12 protein-coding genes are annotated in these 16,197 nt (G+C 72.6%); 5 read left to right on the plus strand and 7 right to left on the minus strand.

The window, feature by feature from the left end:
- Positions 1 to 75 precede the first annotated feature (75 nt).
- The 5 genes from N8I86_RS07715 to N8I86_RS07735 are packed head-to-tail and all read right to left on the minus strand — an operon-like array spanning position 76 to position 8,244.
- A complete protein-coding gene (locus N8I86_RS07715) occupies positions 76 to 681 on the minus strand; it encodes a GTP-binding protein (RefSeq protein ID WP_073899226.1) in 606 nt (201 codons plus the stop codon).
- On the minus strand, positions 662 to 4,297 hold the full coding sequence (locus tag N8I86_RS07720; protein WP_263277457.1) for a hydantoinase B/oxoprolinase family protein: 3,636 nt from the start codon (positions 4,295 to 4,297) through the stop codon (positions 662 to 664). Before N8I86_RS07720 ends, N8I86_RS07715 begins: the two co-directional genes overlap by 20 nt.
- 24 nt (positions 4,298 to 4,321) lie before the next feature.
- Positions 4,322 to 4,717, minus strand: a complete 396-nt coding sequence (locus tag N8I86_RS07725; RefSeq protein WP_073899230.1) for a DUF742 domain-containing protein — start codon at positions 4,715 to 4,717, stop codon at positions 4,322 to 4,324.
- A gap of 9 nt (positions 4,718 to 4,726) precedes the next feature.
- Entirely contained in the window at positions 4,727 to 5,161 is a 435-nt protein-coding gene (locus N8I86_RS07730; RefSeq protein WP_073899232.1) for a roadblock/LC7 domain-containing protein, read from the minus strand.
- Positions 5,158 to 8,244, minus strand: coding sequence for a nitrate- and nitrite sensing domain-containing protein (locus N8I86_RS07735; protein ID WP_263277458.1), 3,087 nt, complete (start codon positions 8,242 to 8,244; stop codon positions 5,158 to 5,160). Before N8I86_RS07735 ends, N8I86_RS07730 begins: the two co-directional genes overlap by 4 nt.
- 419 nt (positions 8,245 to 8,663) lie before the next feature.
- On the opposite strand from N8I86_RS07735, the gene N8I86_RS07740 reads away from it, so the two are divergent.
- Complete coding sequence (locus tag N8I86_RS07740) at positions 8,664 to 9,194, plus strand: hypothetical protein (protein WP_263280080.1); 531 nt, start codon at positions 8,664 to 8,666, stop codon at positions 9,192 to 9,194.
- Positions 9,195 to 9,289: 95 nt separating this feature from the next.
- Here N8I86_RS07740 and N8I86_RS07745 read toward each other — a convergent pair whose 3' ends face one another.
- A complete protein-coding gene (locus N8I86_RS07745) occupies positions 9,290 to 10,492 on the minus strand; it encodes an NAD(P)/FAD-dependent oxidoreductase (RefSeq protein ID WP_263277459.1) in 1,203 nt (400 codons plus the stop codon).
- Positions 10,493 to 10,562: 70 nt separating this feature from the next.
- Positions 10,563 to 10,886: a bifunctional 3-phenylpropionate/cinnamic acid dioxygenase ferredoxin subunit gene (locus tag N8I86_RS07750; RefSeq protein ID WP_073899238.1), complete on the minus strand. Its 324-nt coding sequence runs from the start codon at positions 10,884 to 10,886 to the stop codon at positions 10,563 to 10,565.
- Between the two features lie 401 nt (positions 10,887 to 11,287).
- Here N8I86_RS07750 and N8I86_RS07755 point away from each other — a divergent pair, with 401 nt between their 5' ends.
- The 4 genes from N8I86_RS07755 (at position 11,288) to N8I86_RS07770 (ending at position 16,196) form a co-directional block, all read left to right on the plus strand.
- Positions 11,288 to 12,127 (plus strand): IclR family transcriptional regulator, encoded by an 840-nt coding sequence (locus N8I86_RS07755; protein ID WP_198960510.1) that lies wholly within the window; start codon positions 11,288 to 11,290, stop codon positions 12,125 to 12,127.
- A 229-nt stretch (positions 12,128 to 12,356) separates the two neighbouring features.
- Positions 12,357 to 13,442: an S-(hydroxymethyl)mycothiol dehydrogenase gene (locus N8I86_RS07760; RefSeq protein WP_263277460.1), complete on the plus strand. Its 1,086-nt coding sequence runs from the start codon at positions 12,357 to 12,359 to the stop codon at positions 13,440 to 13,442.
- A complete protein-coding gene (locus N8I86_RS07765; RefSeq protein WP_263277461.1) occupies positions 13,439 to 13,594 on the plus strand; it encodes a hypothetical protein in 156 nt (51 codons plus the stop codon). Before N8I86_RS07760 ends, N8I86_RS07765 begins: the two co-directional genes overlap by 4 nt.
- Before the next feature lie 61 nt (positions 13,595 to 13,655).
- Entirely contained in the window at positions 13,656 to 16,196 is a 2,541-nt protein-coding gene (locus tag N8I86_RS07770; RefSeq protein WP_263277462.1) for a GcvT family protein, read from the plus strand.
- The last annotated feature ends 1 nt before the right edge of the window (position 16,197 follow it).

Genomic DNA, 16,197 nt, shown 5'->3' on the forward strand with positions numbered 1-16,197 from the left:
CCACGCGCGCGTGGGGCCCGCACCGGACCACGGCCCGTACCCCTGTCGGCGGGGGTACGGGCCGTGCCCGCCGGTTCAGGTCGCGGCGGCCCGGCGGCTGCCCGCGGCGTACTCCATGGCGTGCTGGACGACGCCGATGAGCACGTCCTTGACCGACTCGCGGTCGCGGGCGTCGCACAGCAGGACGGGCACGTCGTCGTCCAGGTCGAGGGCCTGGCGGACGGCGTCGGCGGGATAACGCGCGGCCTCCTCGAAGCAGTTGACACCCACGAGGAAGGGTATGGAACGCCGTTCGAAGTAGTCGACGGCGGCGAAGCAGTCCTCCAGGCGCCGCGTGTCGGCGAGGACGACGGCGCCGAGCGCGCCCTCGGACAGCTCGTCCCACATGAACCAGAACCGTTCCTGCCCGGGCGTGCCGAAGAGGTAGAGCACCAGGTCCTCGCGCAGCGTGATCCGGCCGAAGTCCATGGCCACGGTGGTGGTGTGCTTGCCCTCGACCCCGCTCGTGTCGTCGACCGGACGACCGGCCTCGGTGAGCAGTTCCTCGGTCCGAAGCGGCCTGATCTCGCTGACCGCGCCGACGAGGGTCGTCTTGCCCACGCCGAAGCCGCCGGCCACGAGGATCTTGAGCGTGACGGGCTCGACCGGGGGCTTGCCGCGCTCAGAACGCCCGAAGATCATCGATCTCTTCTCCTGCTTGATGGGAATCGGGCGACGGCCGGCCGTAGCCGCCGCCACCGGGGGTTTCGATGACGAGTACGTCGCCCGGCCCGACGTCGGCCGAGCCGCTGCCGCCGAGATCGGTGACCGTGCCGTCGGTGCGCTCGACCCGGTTGGCGCCGAGCGCTCCGGGTTCGCCGCCCGCCATCCCGTACGGGGGTACGCGGCGGTGCTGGGAGAGCGTGGAGACGGTCATGGGTTCGAGGAAGCGGAGCCGGCGTACGGCGCCGTCGCCGCCCGGCCACCGCCCGGCGCCGCCGCTCCCCCGCCGGACGGCGAACTCCTCCAGCCTGACCGGCAGCCGCCACTCCAGGACTTCCGGATCGGTCAGCCGGGAGTTGGTCATGTGGGTCTGCACGACGTCCGCGCCGGGGAAGCCGTCGCCCGCTCCGGATCCGGAGGCGACGGTCTCGTAGTACTGGTGGCGCTCGTTGCCGAAGGTGACGTTGTTCATCGTGCCGGAGCCCTCGGCCTGCACGCCGAGCGCGGCGTAGAGGGCGCCGGTGATGGCCTGGGAGGTCTCGACGTTGCCCGCGACGACCGCGGCGGGCGGTTCGGGCGCGAGCATCGAACCGGGCGGCACGACGATGTCGAGGGGGCGCAGACAGCCGTCGTTGAGCGGGATGTCGTCGGCGACCAGGGTGCGGAAGACGTACAGGACGGCGGCGTTGACGACGGCGAAGGGGGCGTTGAAGTTGGTGGCGAGCTGCGCGGAGGTGCCGCCGAAGTCGATGGTCGCCCGGCGTCCGGCGCGGTCGACGCGCACCCGGACCCGGATGACCGCGCCCGAGTCGGTCTCGTAGGCGCACTCCCCGTCGGCCAGGGCGTCGACGACGCGGCGGACGGCGTCCTCGGCGTTGTCCTGAACGTGCCGCATGTAGGCCTGGACGATGTCGAGGCCGAACTCGGCGATCATGCGGCGGACCTCGTCGACACCCTTCCGGTTGGCGGCGATCTGGGCGCGCAGGTCGGCGAGGTTGGTGGTGGGGTTGCGGGAGGGGTGGGGGGCTTCGGTGAGAAGCCGGCGGGTCTCCTCCTCGCGGAACCGGCCCTCCTCCGCCAGGAGCCAGTTGTCGAAGAGGACGCCCTCCTCCTCGATGGTGCGGCTGCCTGCCGGCATGGAGCCCGGGTCGATGCCGCCGATCTCGGCGTGATGGCCGCGTGAGGCGACGTAGAAGAGGATCTTCGATTCACCCTCCGTGTCCGTCGCCCGGTCGGTGTCGAAGACGGGGGTGATCACCGTGACGTCGGGCAGGTGCGTCCCGCCGTGGTAGGGGTCGTTGACGGCGTAGGTGTCCCCCGGGCGCATCGCGGTGCCGCGCCGGCGGATGACCTCTTTGACACTGGTGCCCATGGAGCCCAGGTGGACGGGGATGTGCGGGGCGTTGGCCACCAGGTTTCCGTCGGGGTCGAACAGGGCGCAGGAGAAGTCCAGGCGTTCCTTGATGTTGACGGACTGGGCGGTGGACTCCAGCCGGGCGCCCATCTGTTCGGCGATCGACATGAAGAGGTTGTTGAAGACCTCGAGCAGGACCGGGTCGACTTCCGTGTCCAGTCGGGAACTCTCCGTAATCGCCGTGCGTTCCATGACCAGATGCCCGTCGTCGGTCGCCACGGCCCGCCAGCCGTCGTCGACGACGGTCGTCGCGCTGGCCTCCGTGACGATCGCGGGGCCGGTGACGGTCTCGCCGGGAGGAAGGCCCTCGCGGCGGTGGAGGGGTACGTCGCGCCAGGCACCGCCGGTGTGGAGGCGGACGGTGTCGGGTGCGGTGGGGCGGCCCTCGTACGGGGCGAGGGCGGACAGATCGGGGGGTGCGGTGATGCCGGTGGCTTCGACGGAGAGGGCTTCGACGACGATCGGGCGGTCGAGGGTGAAGGAGTACGTGGCGCGATGACGTTCTTCGAAGGCGTGCGTCATGGCGTCGGGCTCGGCCAGCTCGACGGTGAGGGCGGTGTCGGTGCCGTCGTAGCGCAGCTGTGCCCGGCGGATGACCCCGATGCGTTCCTCGGGGACGTCCTCGGCGAGGAGTTCGGTGCGGGCCGCGGTCTCCAGGTCGTCGGCGGTCTTGCGGATGCCGGGCATGGCGGCCGCCTCGAGGGGTGCCTCGACGGACTGTTCGCGCATGGCCGTGGTGTCGGCGAGACCGATGCCGAGCGCGGAGAGCACACCGGCCATGGGGGGTACGAGGACGCTGTGGATGCCGAGCGAGTCGGCGACCCGGCACGCGTGCTGGCCGCCCGCTCCGCCGAAGGTGGTCAGGGCGTAGCGGGTGACGTCGTGGCCCTTCTGCACGGAGATCCGCTTGACGGCGTTGGCGATGTTGGCGACGGCGATCTGGAGGAATCCCTCGGCCACCTGCTCCGGGGTCCGGTCGTCGCCGGTGCGTTCGTGGATCTCGCGCGCGAGGGCGGTGAACCGGTCCCGGACGAGGTCCGCGTCCAGGGGCTGGTCGCCATGGGGGCCGAAGACGGCCGGGAAGTGGCCGGGTTGGATCCGCCCGAGCATGACGTTGGCGTCGGTGACGGTGAGGGGGCCGCCGGCGCGGTAGCAGGCGGGGCCCGGATCGGCGCCGGCGGAGTCGGGGCCCACGCGGTAGCGGGAGCCGTCGAAGTGCAGGACCGAGCCGCCGCCGGCGGCGACGGTGTGGATGTCCAGCATGGGGGCGCGCAGCCGGACGCCCGCGATCTGTGTGGTGAAGACCCGTTCGTACTCGCCGGCGAAGTGCGAGACGTCGGTGGAGGTCCCGCCCATGTCGAAGCCGATGACCCGGTCGAAGCCGGCGCGCTGCGACATGCGGGCCATGCCGACGATGCCGCCGGCCGGGCCGGAGAGGACGGCGTCCTTGCCGCGGAACTGCCCGGCCTCCGTCAGGCCGCCGTTGGACTGCATGAACATCAGGCGGACGCCGTGCAGTTCGTCGGCGACGTGCTGGACGTAGCGGCGCAGCACGGGCGAGAGGTAGGCGTCGACGACGGCGGTGTCCCCGCGCGGAACGAGTTTCATCAGCGGGCTGACCTCGCTGGACAGGGAGATCTGCGGGAAGCCGGTGCGGGCAGCGAGCTCCCCGATCGCCTGTTCGTGGGCGGGGTACAGGTGGCTGTGCAGGCAGACCACGGCGACCGCGCGGATCCCGTCGTCGTATGCCCGCCGGAGCGGCTCCGCGAGGGCGTCCAGGTCGGGGACGCGCAGGACGGTGCCGTCCGCCGCCACCCGTTCGTCCACCTCGACGACCCGTTCGTGGAGCAGGCCGGGCAGTTCGATACGGCGGGCGAAGATGCGGGGCCGGTTCTGGTAGGCGATGCGCAGGGCGTCGCGGAAGCCGCGGGTGATGACGAGGAGGGTCCGTTCGCCCTTGCGTTCCAGCAGGGCGTTGGTGGCGACCGTGGTACCCATGCGGACGGCCTCGACGGGCTCCCGCGAGGTTCCGAGGAGTTCGCGTACGCCGGTGACGGCCGCGTCGGCGTAGCGCGGGTTGTCGGACAGGAGCTTGTGGGTGAGCAGCCGGCCGTCCGGGCGACGGGCGACGATGTCGGTGAAGGTGCCCCCTCGGTCGACCCAGAACTGCCAGCCAGTCACGTCAGTACTCCGCTTCCGCGCCGGTCACAGCGCCCGGAGGCCGTTGATCACGTCGCGCAGAATACTCTCGTCAGGCAGTTCGGCCGGGGGAACCGGGCGAGTGACGTGGACGAGTTCCGCGTGGACCAGGTCGCCGACGAGGACGCGGACCACGCCGACGGGCAGATCGAGTTCCGCGGCGATCTCGGCGACCGACTGCGGCGTGTCGCGGCAGAGCGCGACGATCTCCACGTGCTCCGGCGACAGCGTCGGGTCGGCTTCCGGGTCGCCCGTGTCGGGCTCCGTGACGACCACCGCGATGAGGTCGAGGCGGTGCTGGCCCGCACTCGTGGTGCGGCCGCGCGTCATGGCGTACGGGCGGACGACCGGTCCGGCCTCGTCGTCGAACCAGTGGTGTCTTCCCTGACCGTCTCCGCTCATGTCATCCCACTACCCGCCTGCGGGCAGATCGGTGCGCGGGGCGGCACCCAGATGCACACCGACCCGCTTGACCAGCAGGGTCATCTCGTAGGCGACCTGCCCGACGTCGGAGTCGGCGTCGGAGAGCACGGCGAGGCAGCTGCCGTCACCGGCGGCGGTGACGAACAGGAAGGCGTCGTCGAGCTCGACCACCGTCTGCCGTACGCTGCCCGCCTCGAAGTGGCGTCCGACGCCCTTGGCGAGGCTGTGGAAGCCGGAGGCGACGGCGGCGAGGTGCTCGCTGTCCTCCCTGGACAGGTCCTTGGACACGCCGGTGGGCAGCCCGTCGCCGGACAGGACGACGGCTTTGCGGATGCTGGCGACCCGGTCGACGAGGTCGTCCAGGAGCCAGTTCAGCTCCACCTTGTCGGTTCCTGTGTGGCCGGTCGCGTTCGGTGCGGTCATCGACCGTCCCCCTCGTTCGTTCCTGGTGCTGTGCCGTTCCGGGCCCCGTCGCCCGCGGCGTTCTCCTCCCGACCACGCTGCCATCCGCGCTGGAGGGAGGCCATCCGGCTGCGGACCTCGTCGGCGTCGCGGTCGGCAGTCCGGTCCGCGCGCTCGGCGCGCCGTTGGGTGTCCTGCTTGAGCTGGGGAGCCAGGTTGGCCTGGCGGACACGTCGGGGCAGGGCGCCGGTGGCCGGTTCCGTGCCCGTCCCCCCGAGTGGCGGGGCGGTGCTGCCGCCGGTGGGGACTGCCTGGCCGCCGGTCCGGACCCGCTCGCCGTCGGCCGGCGCCTGCTCACCACCGGTCCGGAGCGCTTCGCCGTCGGTCGGGGTTCGCTTGCTCCCAGGCCAGGCTGTCTCACCACCGGTCCGGGGCGCTTCACCGTCGGTCGGGGTCGTTTCGCCGCCGCTGGAGATGCGCTCACCGGGCGTCCACGGTGCTGGGCCGCCGAACGGGGGCTGGTCACCGTCGATCGGTGCCGCCTCGCCCCTTGGTGCGGCCGTGGGCGTGTCGTCCGGGCTGCCGGAGACGATCGCCTTGGGCCGGGTCCGCCTGGGCAGTGCCGGGGGCTCGGCCGTCTCGGGAGCGCCGTCGGCCGGGGCCGTGCCGGGTTCCGCGACGCGCTCCGTGAGGTCGGCGAGGTCCGCCGCGCGGCGGGAGGTGGCCCCGCGGCGCCGGGCGGGCAGGGGGGCGAGACCGCCGGTGTCGGCGCGGCGCGGTCCGGCGGACGGCTGCTGCTCCGGTTCACCTCGGCGGGAGCGCTGGTCGGTGACGGGCCTGCCGTGCGAGCTCACCAGTTTCGGCGTCTGCCGTCGCGGCAGTGGTACGGGGCCGGGTTCGCGCGGCTCCTCGGCCGGGGGCTGCCCGCCGGCCAGGGTGCCCGTCCGGTCGTCGGTGCCGGCGAGCGTCCGGCGGTGCCGGAAGAGTCCGCCGCGCTCGCTGTCCTCGTCCGCAAGGACGCCCGGGAAGCCGTCGAGGGCGTCGAGATCGACGGGCGCCTCCAGTTCGACCGGGCCGTCCAGCAGGGAGGTGGGCAGGCCCGGCAACTGCGCCGGTACGGTGGACCGTCCGGCGGCGCCTCCCGAGAGCTGCCCCTTGTCCTTGGCCGGGCGCTCCCGGTCGAGGCGGAAGCCGATGCCGTTGGTGTCCGGGACGTCGTCCGTCAGCAGCGCGTCGGGGATGAAGACGACGGCCGTGGTACCGCCGTAGGGAGACGGCTGGAGGGAGACGCGGACGTTCTGCCGCTGGGCGAGGCGGCTGACCACGAACAGGCCGAGCCGGTCGGTGTCGGAGAGTTCGAACTCAGGTGTCTCGGCGAGGCGGAGGTTGGCGTCCAGCAGTGCCTCGGCCGTCATGCCGAGCCCGCGGTCGTGGATCTCCAGCGTGAACCCGTTGGCGACGCGTTCACCCAGGACCTGGACGGCGGTGTGCGGGGGCGAGAACACCGTGGCGTTCTCGAGGAGTTCGGCCACGAGGTGGGTGAGGTCGGCGACGGCGGGGCCGGTGACGGCGACGCGCGGCAGCCGCCGTACCTCGATGCGCTCGTAGTCCTCGACCTCGGCGACGGCTGCGCGGACGACGTCCATGAGCTGCACGGGGCGGCGCCACTGCCGCGACGGCGCCGCGCCGGACAGGATCACCAGGCCCTCGGCGTGCCGGCGCATGCGCGTGGTGAGGTGGTCGAGCCGGAACAGGTCGGCCAGTTCGTCGGTGTCCTCGGTCCGGCGTTCCATGGTGTCCAGCAGGGTGAGCTGCTTGTGCAGCAGCACCTGGCTGCGGCGGGCGAGGTTGACGAACACCTCGGAGACACCGGACCGCAGTTCGGACTGCTTGACGGCGGCCTCGACGGCGGCGCGCTGGAGGGTGTTGAGGGCCTGGCCCACCTCTCCGATCTCGTTCTTGTCGTACTCGAGCCGTGGCACTTCCGTCTCGACGTCGACCTGTTCACCGGCGGACAGGCGGCGCATGACGCTGGGCAGCCGGACGCCGGACGCCTCGTGCGCCTCCAGGCGCAGCTGCCTCAGGTCGCGGATGAGCGCGCGGCCCACGCGCACGGAGAGGACGAGGGAGAACAGGACGGCGACCAGGCCGAGGACGCCCACGACGGCGGCCTGCACGATGACGCTCATGGCCACCGGGCGCATGCGGTCCTGGAAGCCGTCCCCCACCTGGTCGTCGAGCGCCCCGAGTTCGTCGAGGACGCCGGCCGCGGCCGTGTCCCAGCTCTTGGCGTCGACGCCGCGCGGTGTTCCGTCGTCGGTGTCGGCGACGGTCTGTTCGGCCATGCGCAGGGGTGCGGTGGTGGCGTTCGTCCAGAAGCGTTCGTAGCGTTCGCGCTCCGCGGCGGGCAGCAGCGGCAGGCTGATGTCGTACAGGAGGGAGCGCTGGGCGACGAGGTCGGAGATGTCCCGGGTCTCCGCGGGAGTGAGCCGGCCGACGACGAGGGAGGAGCCGAGAAGGGCGTCCTCACGGGAGAGCAGTTCGCGGGCGCGGGTGATGTTGACCATGGCGCGCGCCTGCTGGTCCATGTCGACGTCGTCGATGCCGTCGAGGGCGGCGAGCAGCGCGAAGCAGGGGTCGACGAGTCGGTTGTAGCGGTCGAGGGCCTGGGCGCGGGTGACCATGCCCTGCTCGACGCCGCGGCGCAGGGAGTCGAGGCCGTCGAGGGCGTCCAGGACGGCGGTGATGTGCTCGCCGTCCTCGGCGTCCATGCCGTCGCGCAGGTCGCGGTCCTGGGCGTTCTTACGGACCTTGGCGATCGCCCCGTCCGTGGCGCTGCGGGTGCGGTGCAGCGCGGTGAGCGCGTCGGCGGCCCTCGGGTCGGCGAGGTAGACGAGGGTCTGGCGCCGCTCCTGCTGCAGGACACGCACGGTGTCCTCGGCGGGATAGCCGATGTCCTGCACGGCGTTGGACACCTGGAACAGCCGGGCGACTTCGCGACCCGTCAGTACCGTGGCGAAGCCCCAGACGGCGGTCAGGGACACCAGCGGCACGAGAAGCAGCGCCACGATCTTCCGGCGGATCGACTTCCCGCGAAAGCGCATGGCCTCCCCCAGCTCGACCCCCGCCGGTCGGGGGTGCGCATGTGCGTCAACAAACGGCGCGAGCCTACTACCGCCTCACAGATAACTCGAAGGCATGTCCGGAGGGCGAACTTCCGCAGGGGCGGCGAGACATGGCGAGTTGTCCGGGCATTGCGGGAGATTGCCACCGGGATTCGTGGGGACACGGAAGGAGCGGACACGACGGGTCGGACAGGCGGTTGGCTGGATTTTTTCGCCGCTGGGGAATCTTCGTGGGATCTCGATCGTCCTACGTGTGGGAGATGGGGGCGGAATGGGACACAGGAGCCGCATCCCGCATCCCGGCGGCGTAAAACAGCGCAAGCCGGGCAGCCACTGGGGAGTCGGAGTCTTCGGACGCCGGGGCGAGCGGCCTGCCGGCGGTGGGGAGTGACACGGTGATGGGCACGGCGGAGCGGAGCAGGGCGTCCGAGGAGAGCGTGGCGGGACGCTCGGTGGTTCGACAGGTCCGGGGGGCGCCGGATCGCGACATTCCGGGGCCCGCGCGCACCTCGGAACTGACAGATGGTGAACAGCTGGAGATAGCCCGGCCGTTGTGGGTCGAGGAGCCGGCGCGCCGGCACCCGTTGCCCGATCCGGTGCGCACGGCGGCGGTGCGGGCGGTCATCGTGATCGCGGTGACGCTGATCCAGGCGATGGTGGCGTTCCTGTGCACGTTGGCGGGGTCCTGGCTGGCCTTCCCCATGGTGATCAGCGCTGTGGCGAGCACGGTGCTGGCGACCTGGGCCGTGGTCGACGTGTGGGTGACCCGCCAGGTGTGGAACCAGCGGAACGGCGTGGTCTCGGAGCCGAGCAGCACCGCCCGGACGCTCCGGCGCGAGCGGCGCGCCCGTAGGCGTCAGGAGCGGGCGGCCGTGCGCGCACAGGGGCGGATACGCGGGCGTGGCGCCGGGCAGTTGTCCCACTCCTGACGATCCCGGGGTCGTGCCCGCGCGGCACGCGCACGGGTACGACCCGGGGAGCGGGCGGGTGGGCGGTCCCGGCCGGGCACGCACGGTTCGTGGGCTCAGAGCACTGCCTGCTCGGCCCGCCCGCGTTCCTCCTGTTGTCGTAGGTCCCGCTGGAGTTCGCGCCGGGCTCGGGTGAAGGCGCGTGGCCGGTCCACGCCGAGCACGGCGACCGTGCGGCGGTCGCGTTCGTAGCGGGCCAGGAACCCGTCCTCGCCGGGCAGGCCGTCGGTGAAGTCGCCCTCGGTGACCTGGACGGTGTCTCCGTCGCGGTACCGGCCGGCGAACTGGATGCGGGTGCCGTACTGGTCGGACCAGAAGTACGGCAGTGGGCGGAAGGTCTCCCGTGTGCGGCCGGCGAGGAGGTTGGCGACGGCGACGCGGGGCTGCTCGGTGGCGGAGGTCCAGTGCTCGGCGCGGGTGCCGCCGACGCGGGCGACATCGCCGACCGCGACCACCTGAGGGAGGGCGGTCACGCAGCCGTCGTCGCACAGCACGCCGTCGTGCAGGGCGAGCGTCGATCCGTCCAGCCAGTCGGTGCGGGGGCGGGCGCCGATGCCGACCACGACCACATCGGCGGGCAGGGTGCGGCCGTCGGCGAGACGCACGCCGGTGACGGTGCCGGAGCCGCGCAGTCCGGCCACGCCGGTGCCGGCGATCAACTCCACCCCGCCGCGGCGATGCAGAGCGGCGCACACGGCGGCCATCCGTGGCCCGAGCTGGGGCAGCAGCGGCAGCGGTGCGGCCTCGACGACCGTGACCGTGTGGCCGAGCCGGGCGCAGGACGAGGCGGTCTCGGCGCCGATGAAGCCGCCGCCGATGACGACGATCCGGCGGGGGCCCGCGGCGAGGTCGGCGCGCAGGGCGCGGGCGTCGTCGAGGGTGCGCAGGGTGTGCACGCCGGCCAGGGGGTCGCCGGGCAGTCTGCGGGCGGCGGCGCCGGTGGCGATGATCACGCCGTCGGTGGACACGGTGCGTCCGTCGCCGAGCAGGACGGCGCGGCCGCGGGCGTCGAGGCAGCGGGCGCGGACGCCGAGCAGCCATTCGGCGTCGAGGTGGGCCGTCTCCTCGGCGTCGGTGAGGGCCAGTTGCTCCTCGCCGGTGCGGCCGGTGAGGAAGTCCTTGGAGAGGGGAGGGCGGTCGTAGGGGCGGTGGGGTTCCTCGCCGACGATCACGAGTCGGCCGTCGAAGCCCTGGGCGCGCAGTTCACGGGCTGCGTGGAGTCCGGAGAGAGAGGCGCCGACGACGGTCACGGTCCTCATGCGGGGCGGCTCCTCGCGGTGCGGGCGGTGTGCGCGGGGGCGGGCGGACCGGGCCGGTGCTCGGCGGGATTCATGCGGCGGTGCCCTCCTCCGCCGTGAGGTGGACGTGGATCACGCCGTCCTCGACGGTGACGCGGTGGGTGCGGACCGGGCGCCGCGCCGGAAGGCAGGCCGGCTCGCCGGTGCGGAGGTCGAAGGACGCGGCGTGCAGCGGGCATTCGACCAGGCAGCCCTCCAGCCAGCCCTCGGAGAGCGACGCGTCCTGGTGGGTGCAGGTGTCGTCGACGGCGTACAGCTCGCCGTGCTCGGTGTGGAAGACGGCGATCGGTGGCGTGGTCTCGACGCGGCGGGACTCCCCCGCGGGGAGGTCTTCGAGGCGGCAGACGGGAATCACGGGCCCCCCTCTCGGCCCCGGACGCCGGGTCCGGGACCTGCTCGATGCAGGCGTCAGGGTGCGGGCGGAATCCGGCCGTCGGCCGGTCCGGCCCGGGGAAGCGGTGCGGGTAGGCGGTGCGGGTAAGCGGTGCGGGAGTGGCGGACGCCGGCCGGTCCGGGCGCGGGACCTCGCCCGTACGGGTCGCCCGGGTCGCCCGGGTCGCCCGGGTCGTCCAGGGCGTCCAGGCGGTCCCGGTGGCCCGGGACCCTTCCGGGATCCGGACACTTGGGTACCATAATGTTTCGCATGGCGCATCAGTCGGCGCTATGCGCAACAGAATCCGGGCGGGACGACCGTCACGTCAAGCACTTCCCGCAGATGCGGCCCGAACCGGGCCCCCAGGTGGTGAGAGTTCAGCCATGACCCGCGCGCAGAAGCAGTCCGACCGAAACGAGGAGACCACGGAGAACCCGGGGACCACCGGGAGGCAGGGCGGCCGCGGCGCGGCCAGTGCGGTGCAGTCCGTGGACCGCGCCGTGAGCGTGCTGGAGATCCTCGCCCGGCACGGCGAGGCGGGTGTCACCGAGATCGCCGACGAGCTGGACGTGCACAAGTCCACGGCCTTCCGGCTGCTCGGCGTCCTGGAGAACCGCGGCCTGGTGGCTCAGGCGAAGGACCGCGGCAAGTACTACCTGGGAGCCGGCGTCCTGCGCCTGGCGGGGGCGGCGGCGGTGCGGCTGGACATCTCCCAGGAGGGTGTCCCGGTCTGCCGGGAGGTCGCCGACGAGCTGGGCGAGACGGTGAACATCGCCGTCCTGGACGACGATGCGGCGGTCAACATCATGCAGGCCCGCGGCACCGCGTCGGTCACCGCACAGAACTGGCTGGGCCGACGTACCCCGCTGCACGCCACCTCCAGCGGCAAGGTGCTGCTCGCGCACATGTCGCCCACCCTGCGCGAAGGCCTGCTGGCGCGGTCGTTGCCACGGTTCACGGAACGGACGGTCACCGGCGCGACGATGCTGCGCGCCGAGCTGGAGGCCGTCGTCGAGCAGGGCTACGGCCTCACCGTCGAGGAGCTGGAGCTGGGTCTGGCCGCCGTGGCGGCGCCGGTGCGCGCGCACGACGGGAAGGTGATCGCGGCGATCAGCGTCTCGGGTCCGGTGTACCGGCTGAACGCGGACCGGCTGCCGGAGGTGGCGAAGCGGACGGTGGCGGCGGGCGCGGAGCTCTCGCGCCGTATGGGGTACGGCTTCTGAGGTAGCGGCAGGCGGACACGGCGGAGCGTTCACAACGCACGGACGGCGGCGCGGGACCGGGACGTACCTGGTCCCGCGCCGTTGTGTGTGCGTTGGGTTCCGTCCCGTGGGTTTCGCGGCGGTCGAGGGTTGTCCCGCACCTCTTGACGGCTCCGTGGCGGCGTTCTCAGTATGTTCCCCATCACGCAACCCATCGTGCAATGCGCAACAGCCAGCAGAGGAGCTTGTCGTGCCACACGAGGTCCGTGCCGTAGTCGCCGTGAAGAGGGGCGCACCCGTGGAGGTGCGGACGATCGTGGTTCCCGATCCCGGCCCCGGTGAGGTCCTCGTCGACGTACAGGCATGCGGGGTGTGCCACACGGATCTCCACTACCGGGAGGGCGCGATCACCGACGACTTCCCGTTCCTGCTGGGGCACGAGGCGTCCGGCACCGTCGCCGAGGTCGGACCGGGTGTCACCGAGGTGAAACCCGGCGACTACGTGGTGCTCGCGTGGCGCGCGCCCTGCGGCAGCTGCCGTTCCTGTCGTCGTGGCCGGCCCTGGTACTGCTTCGACTCCCGTAACGCCGCCCAGCCCATGACCCTGCCGGACGGCACTCCGCTCAGCAGCGCCCTGGGGATCGGCGCCTTCGCGGAGAAGACGCTGGTCGCGGCCGGTCAGGCGGTGAAGGTCGACCCGGCCGCACGCCCCGAGGCGGCCGGTCTCGTCGGCTGCGGGGTGATGGCCGGGTACGGCGCGGCGGTCAACACCGGCAAGGTCGGCCGGGGCGACTCGGTCGCCGTCATCGGCTGCGGCGGTGTCGGCGACGCGGCCATCGCGGGGGCCTGTCTGAACGGTGCCATGAAGGTCATCGCCATCGACATCGACGACAGGAAGCTGGACCGGGCGGAGAGGTTCGGCGCCACCCACACCGTCAACTCCCGGGGCACCGACCCGGTCGAGGCGGTCCGCAAGCTCACCGGCGGACACGGGGTGGACCTCGCGATCGACGCGGTGGGCCGCCCGGAGACCTTCGAGCAGGCCTTCTACATGCGCGACCACGCGGGCCTGCTGGTCCAGGTCGGCGTCCCCTCGCCCGAGATGAGGATCGAACTCCCGCTGATCGACGTCTTCTCGCGCGGTGGTGCCATCAAGTCCTCCTGGTACGGCGACTGCCTGCCGAGCCGCGACTTCCCGTACCTGATCGACCAGTACCTGTACGGCCTGCTCGATCTCCACGCGTTCGTGTCCGAGACCATCGCCCTCGACCAGGTGGAGGAGGCGTTCGGCAAGATGCACCGGGGTGAGGTGCTGCGCTCGGTGGTGGTCCTGTGAGCGCGGGGGCGGCGAGGCCGCGCAAGGCGGCCACGCCCTCCGTCCCGGCCGGTGCGCCTGTCCTGCTGCCGTCCGAGGACCACGAACCACCGCTCTTCCCCCGCACCTTCGCGGCCACCACCACGGAGCGGGCGCACCTCGCCTCCGTCTGACCGGCTTCCCGCGCCCGCCGTCCCGCCACCACTCCCATTCCCCGTCACCACGAGGAGGGGCATGTCCAGCACACCCGAGTACTTCCGCCACCGCGCCCGCCAAGTCGCCCGCACCCCCGCCCACCAGGCCGCCCGCACCCCCGGTCACCAGCCCGCCCCCGGCCCGCGCGTCGTCGTCATCGGTGCCGGCATCGTCGGCTGTTCCCTCGCCGACGAGCTGACCGCCCGGGGCTGGACCGACGTCACCGTCCTGGAACAGGGCCCCCTGCCCGCGCCGGGCGGCTCGACCTCGCACGCCCCCGGGCTCGTCTTCCGGACCAGTCCCTCGAAGACGCTCGCGGAGTTCGCCAAGTACACGGTGGAGAAGTTCCGTTCCCTCGACGTGGCCGGTGACGCCTGCTTCGACCAGGTCGGCGGCCTGGAACTGGCCACCACCCCCGAGCGTCTGGCGGAGCTGCACCGCAGGGCCGGCTACGCCGCCTCCTGGGGCATCCGCGCCGAGGTCGTGAGCACCGCCCGCTGCAAGGAACTCTGGCCGCTGCTGGACGAGTCGATGGTCCTCGGCGGGCTCCACACCCCGGACGACGGCCTGGCCCGGGCCCTGCTCGCGGCCCGCGCCCAGATGGACCGGGCCACCGCGCGCGGCGCACGCTTCCTGGAGCGGCACACGGCCACCGGTATCGAGCAGGAGCACGGCCGGGTCACCGCGGTCGTGACCGACCAGGGCTCCTTCCCGGCCGACCACGTGGTCTCGGCGGCCGGCTTCTGGGGCCCGGTCGTCGGCCGCATGGCCGGTGTCGACGTACCGCTGCAACCGCTCGCCCACCAGTACGCGAAGACCGCTCCGCTGCCCGAACTGAGCGGTGCCGTGGCGGAGGCCACCCGGCCGATCCTCCGCTTCCAGGACCGCGACCTGTACTTCCGTGAGCACGGCGACCGCATCGGCATCGGCTCGTACGCGCACCGGCCGATGCCGGTGGACCCGTTCGCCGTACCGGCGTACGACGAAGCAAGTGCCCGGGACATGGCGATGCCGTCCTCGTATCCGTTCACCGCCGAGGACTGGGCGCCGAGCTGGGAGGACTGCCGGCGGTTGCTGCCCGCCCTGCGGGAGTCGCGGATCGAGGCCGGGTTCAACGGGGTCTTCTCCTTCACGCCGGACGGTATGCCGCTCCTGGGGGAGGCCCGGCAGTTGCGCGGTTTCTGGCTGGCCGAGGCGGTCTGGGTGACCCATTCCGCCGGTGTGGCCAAGGCGGTGGCCGAGTGGATGGTCGACGGGCGGCCCTCGCTCGACGTGCACGAGTGCGACCTCACGCGGTTCGAAGAGGTGCAGCGTTCACCGTCGTACGTGCGTGAACGCGGCTCACAGCAGTTCGTCGAGGTGTACGACGTACTGCACCCCCTCCAGCCGATGGAGCGTCCACGGCCACTGCGCGTCAGCCCCTTCCACGCCCGTCAGCAGCAGCTCGGCGCCTTCTTCCTGGAGGGGGCGGGCTGGGAGCGCCCGCACTGGTACGAGGCGAACGCCGCGCTCCTCGACGACACGGGCGGCCCCGGCGGCCTTCCCCCACGGGACGCCTGGTCGGCCCGCTACTGGTCGCCCGTCGCCGCCGCCGAGGCCATGGCGACCCGCGAGAAGGTCGCCCTGTACGACATGACCCCGCTGCGCCGCCTGGAGGTGACCGGCCCCGGCGCCCTCGCCTTCCTCGACCGGATGACCAGCAACAACCTCCGCCGGAAACCCGGCGCCGTCACCTACACCCTGCTGCTCGACGAGACCGGAGGCATCCGCTCCGACCTCACCGTCGCTCGCCTCGCGCCCGACCGCTTCCAGGTCGGGGCCAACTCCCCCGCCGATCTGGACCGGCTGCTGAGGTACGCGCCGGACGACGTGCGGATCCGGGACATCACCTCCGGCACCTGCTGCGTCGGCGTCTGGGGCCCCCTCGCCCGCGCCCTGGTCCAGCCGTTGACCGCGGACGACTTCTCGCACGAGGGCTTCGGCTACTTCCGGGTGAAGCAGACCTGGCTCGGGCACGTGCCGGTGACGGCCATGCGGCTCAGTTACGTCGGCGAGCTCGGCTGGGAGCTGTACACCACGGCCGACCTCGGCCTGCGGCTGTGGGACACGCTGTGGGAGGCCGGACAGGAACACGGCGTGATCGCCGCCGGCCGCTCCGCCTTCGACTCCCTGCGGCTGGAGAAGGGATACCGGGCCTGGGGCAGGGACATGACCGACGAGCACACCCCCTTCGAGGCGGGCCTCGGCTTCGCGGTCCGCATGGACAAGGAGGAGTTCGTCGGCCAGGAGGCCCTGCGCGGCCTGTCCGAGCCCACCCGGCGGCTCACCCCGCTGCTGCTCGACGACCCCGCGGCCGTCGTTCTCGGCAAGGAGCCCGTCCTTGTCGACGGCGCCCCCGCCGGCTATGTGACCAGCGCGTCGTACGGCTACACCCTCGGCCGCTGCGTGGCCTACGCCTGGCTCCCGGCGGGCCTGCCCACCGGCACCGGCGTCCAGGTCGTGTACTTCGGCGAGAAGGTCGCGGCCAGCGTCGCCGACGAGCCACTGTTCGACCCGAAGATGACCCGCATCCGCCGCTAGG

The sequence above is a fragment of the Streptomyces albidicamelliae genome, from assembly GCF_025642175.1.
GTDB classification, from domain to species: Bacteria; Actinomycetota; Actinomycetes; order Streptomycetales; family Streptomycetaceae; genus Streptomyces; species Streptomyces albidocamelliae.

What these genes read in the sequence shown, in the direction of transcription:
- N8I86_RS07715 (WP_073899226.1), bottom strand. Translation starts at nt 681, where the DNA reads ATGATCTTCGGGCGTTCTGAGCGCGGCAAGCCCCCGGTCGAGCCCGTC.
- N8I86_RS07725 (WP_073899230.1), bottom strand. Translation starts at nt 4,717, where the DNA reads ATGAGCGGAGACGGTCAGGGAAGACACCACTGGTTCGACGACGAGGCC.
- N8I86_RS07730 (WP_073899232.1), bottom strand. Translation starts at nt 5,161, where the DNA reads ATGACCGCACCGAACGCGACCGGCCACACAGGAACCGACAAGGTGGAG.
- N8I86_RS07735 (WP_263277458.1), bottom strand. Translation starts at nt 8,244, where the DNA reads ATGCGCTTTCGCGGGAAGTCGATCCGCCGGAAGATCGTGGCGCTGCTT.
- N8I86_RS07740 (WP_263280080.1), top strand. Translation starts at nt 8,664, where the DNA reads ATGGGCACGGCGGAGCGGAGCAGGGCGTCCGAGGAGAGCGTGGCGGGA.
- N8I86_RS07745 (WP_263277459.1), bottom strand. Translation starts at nt 10,492, where the DNA reads ATGAGGACCGTGACCGTCGTCGGCGCCTCTCTCTCCGGACTCCACGCA.
- N8I86_RS07755 (WP_198960510.1), top strand. Translation starts at nt 11,288, where the DNA reads ATGACCCGCGCGCAGAAGCAGTCCGACCGAAACGAGGAGACCACGGAG.
- N8I86_RS07770 (WP_263277462.1), top strand. Translation starts at nt 13,656, where the DNA reads ATGTCCAGCACACCCGAGTACTTCCGCCACCGCGCCCGCCAAGTCGCC.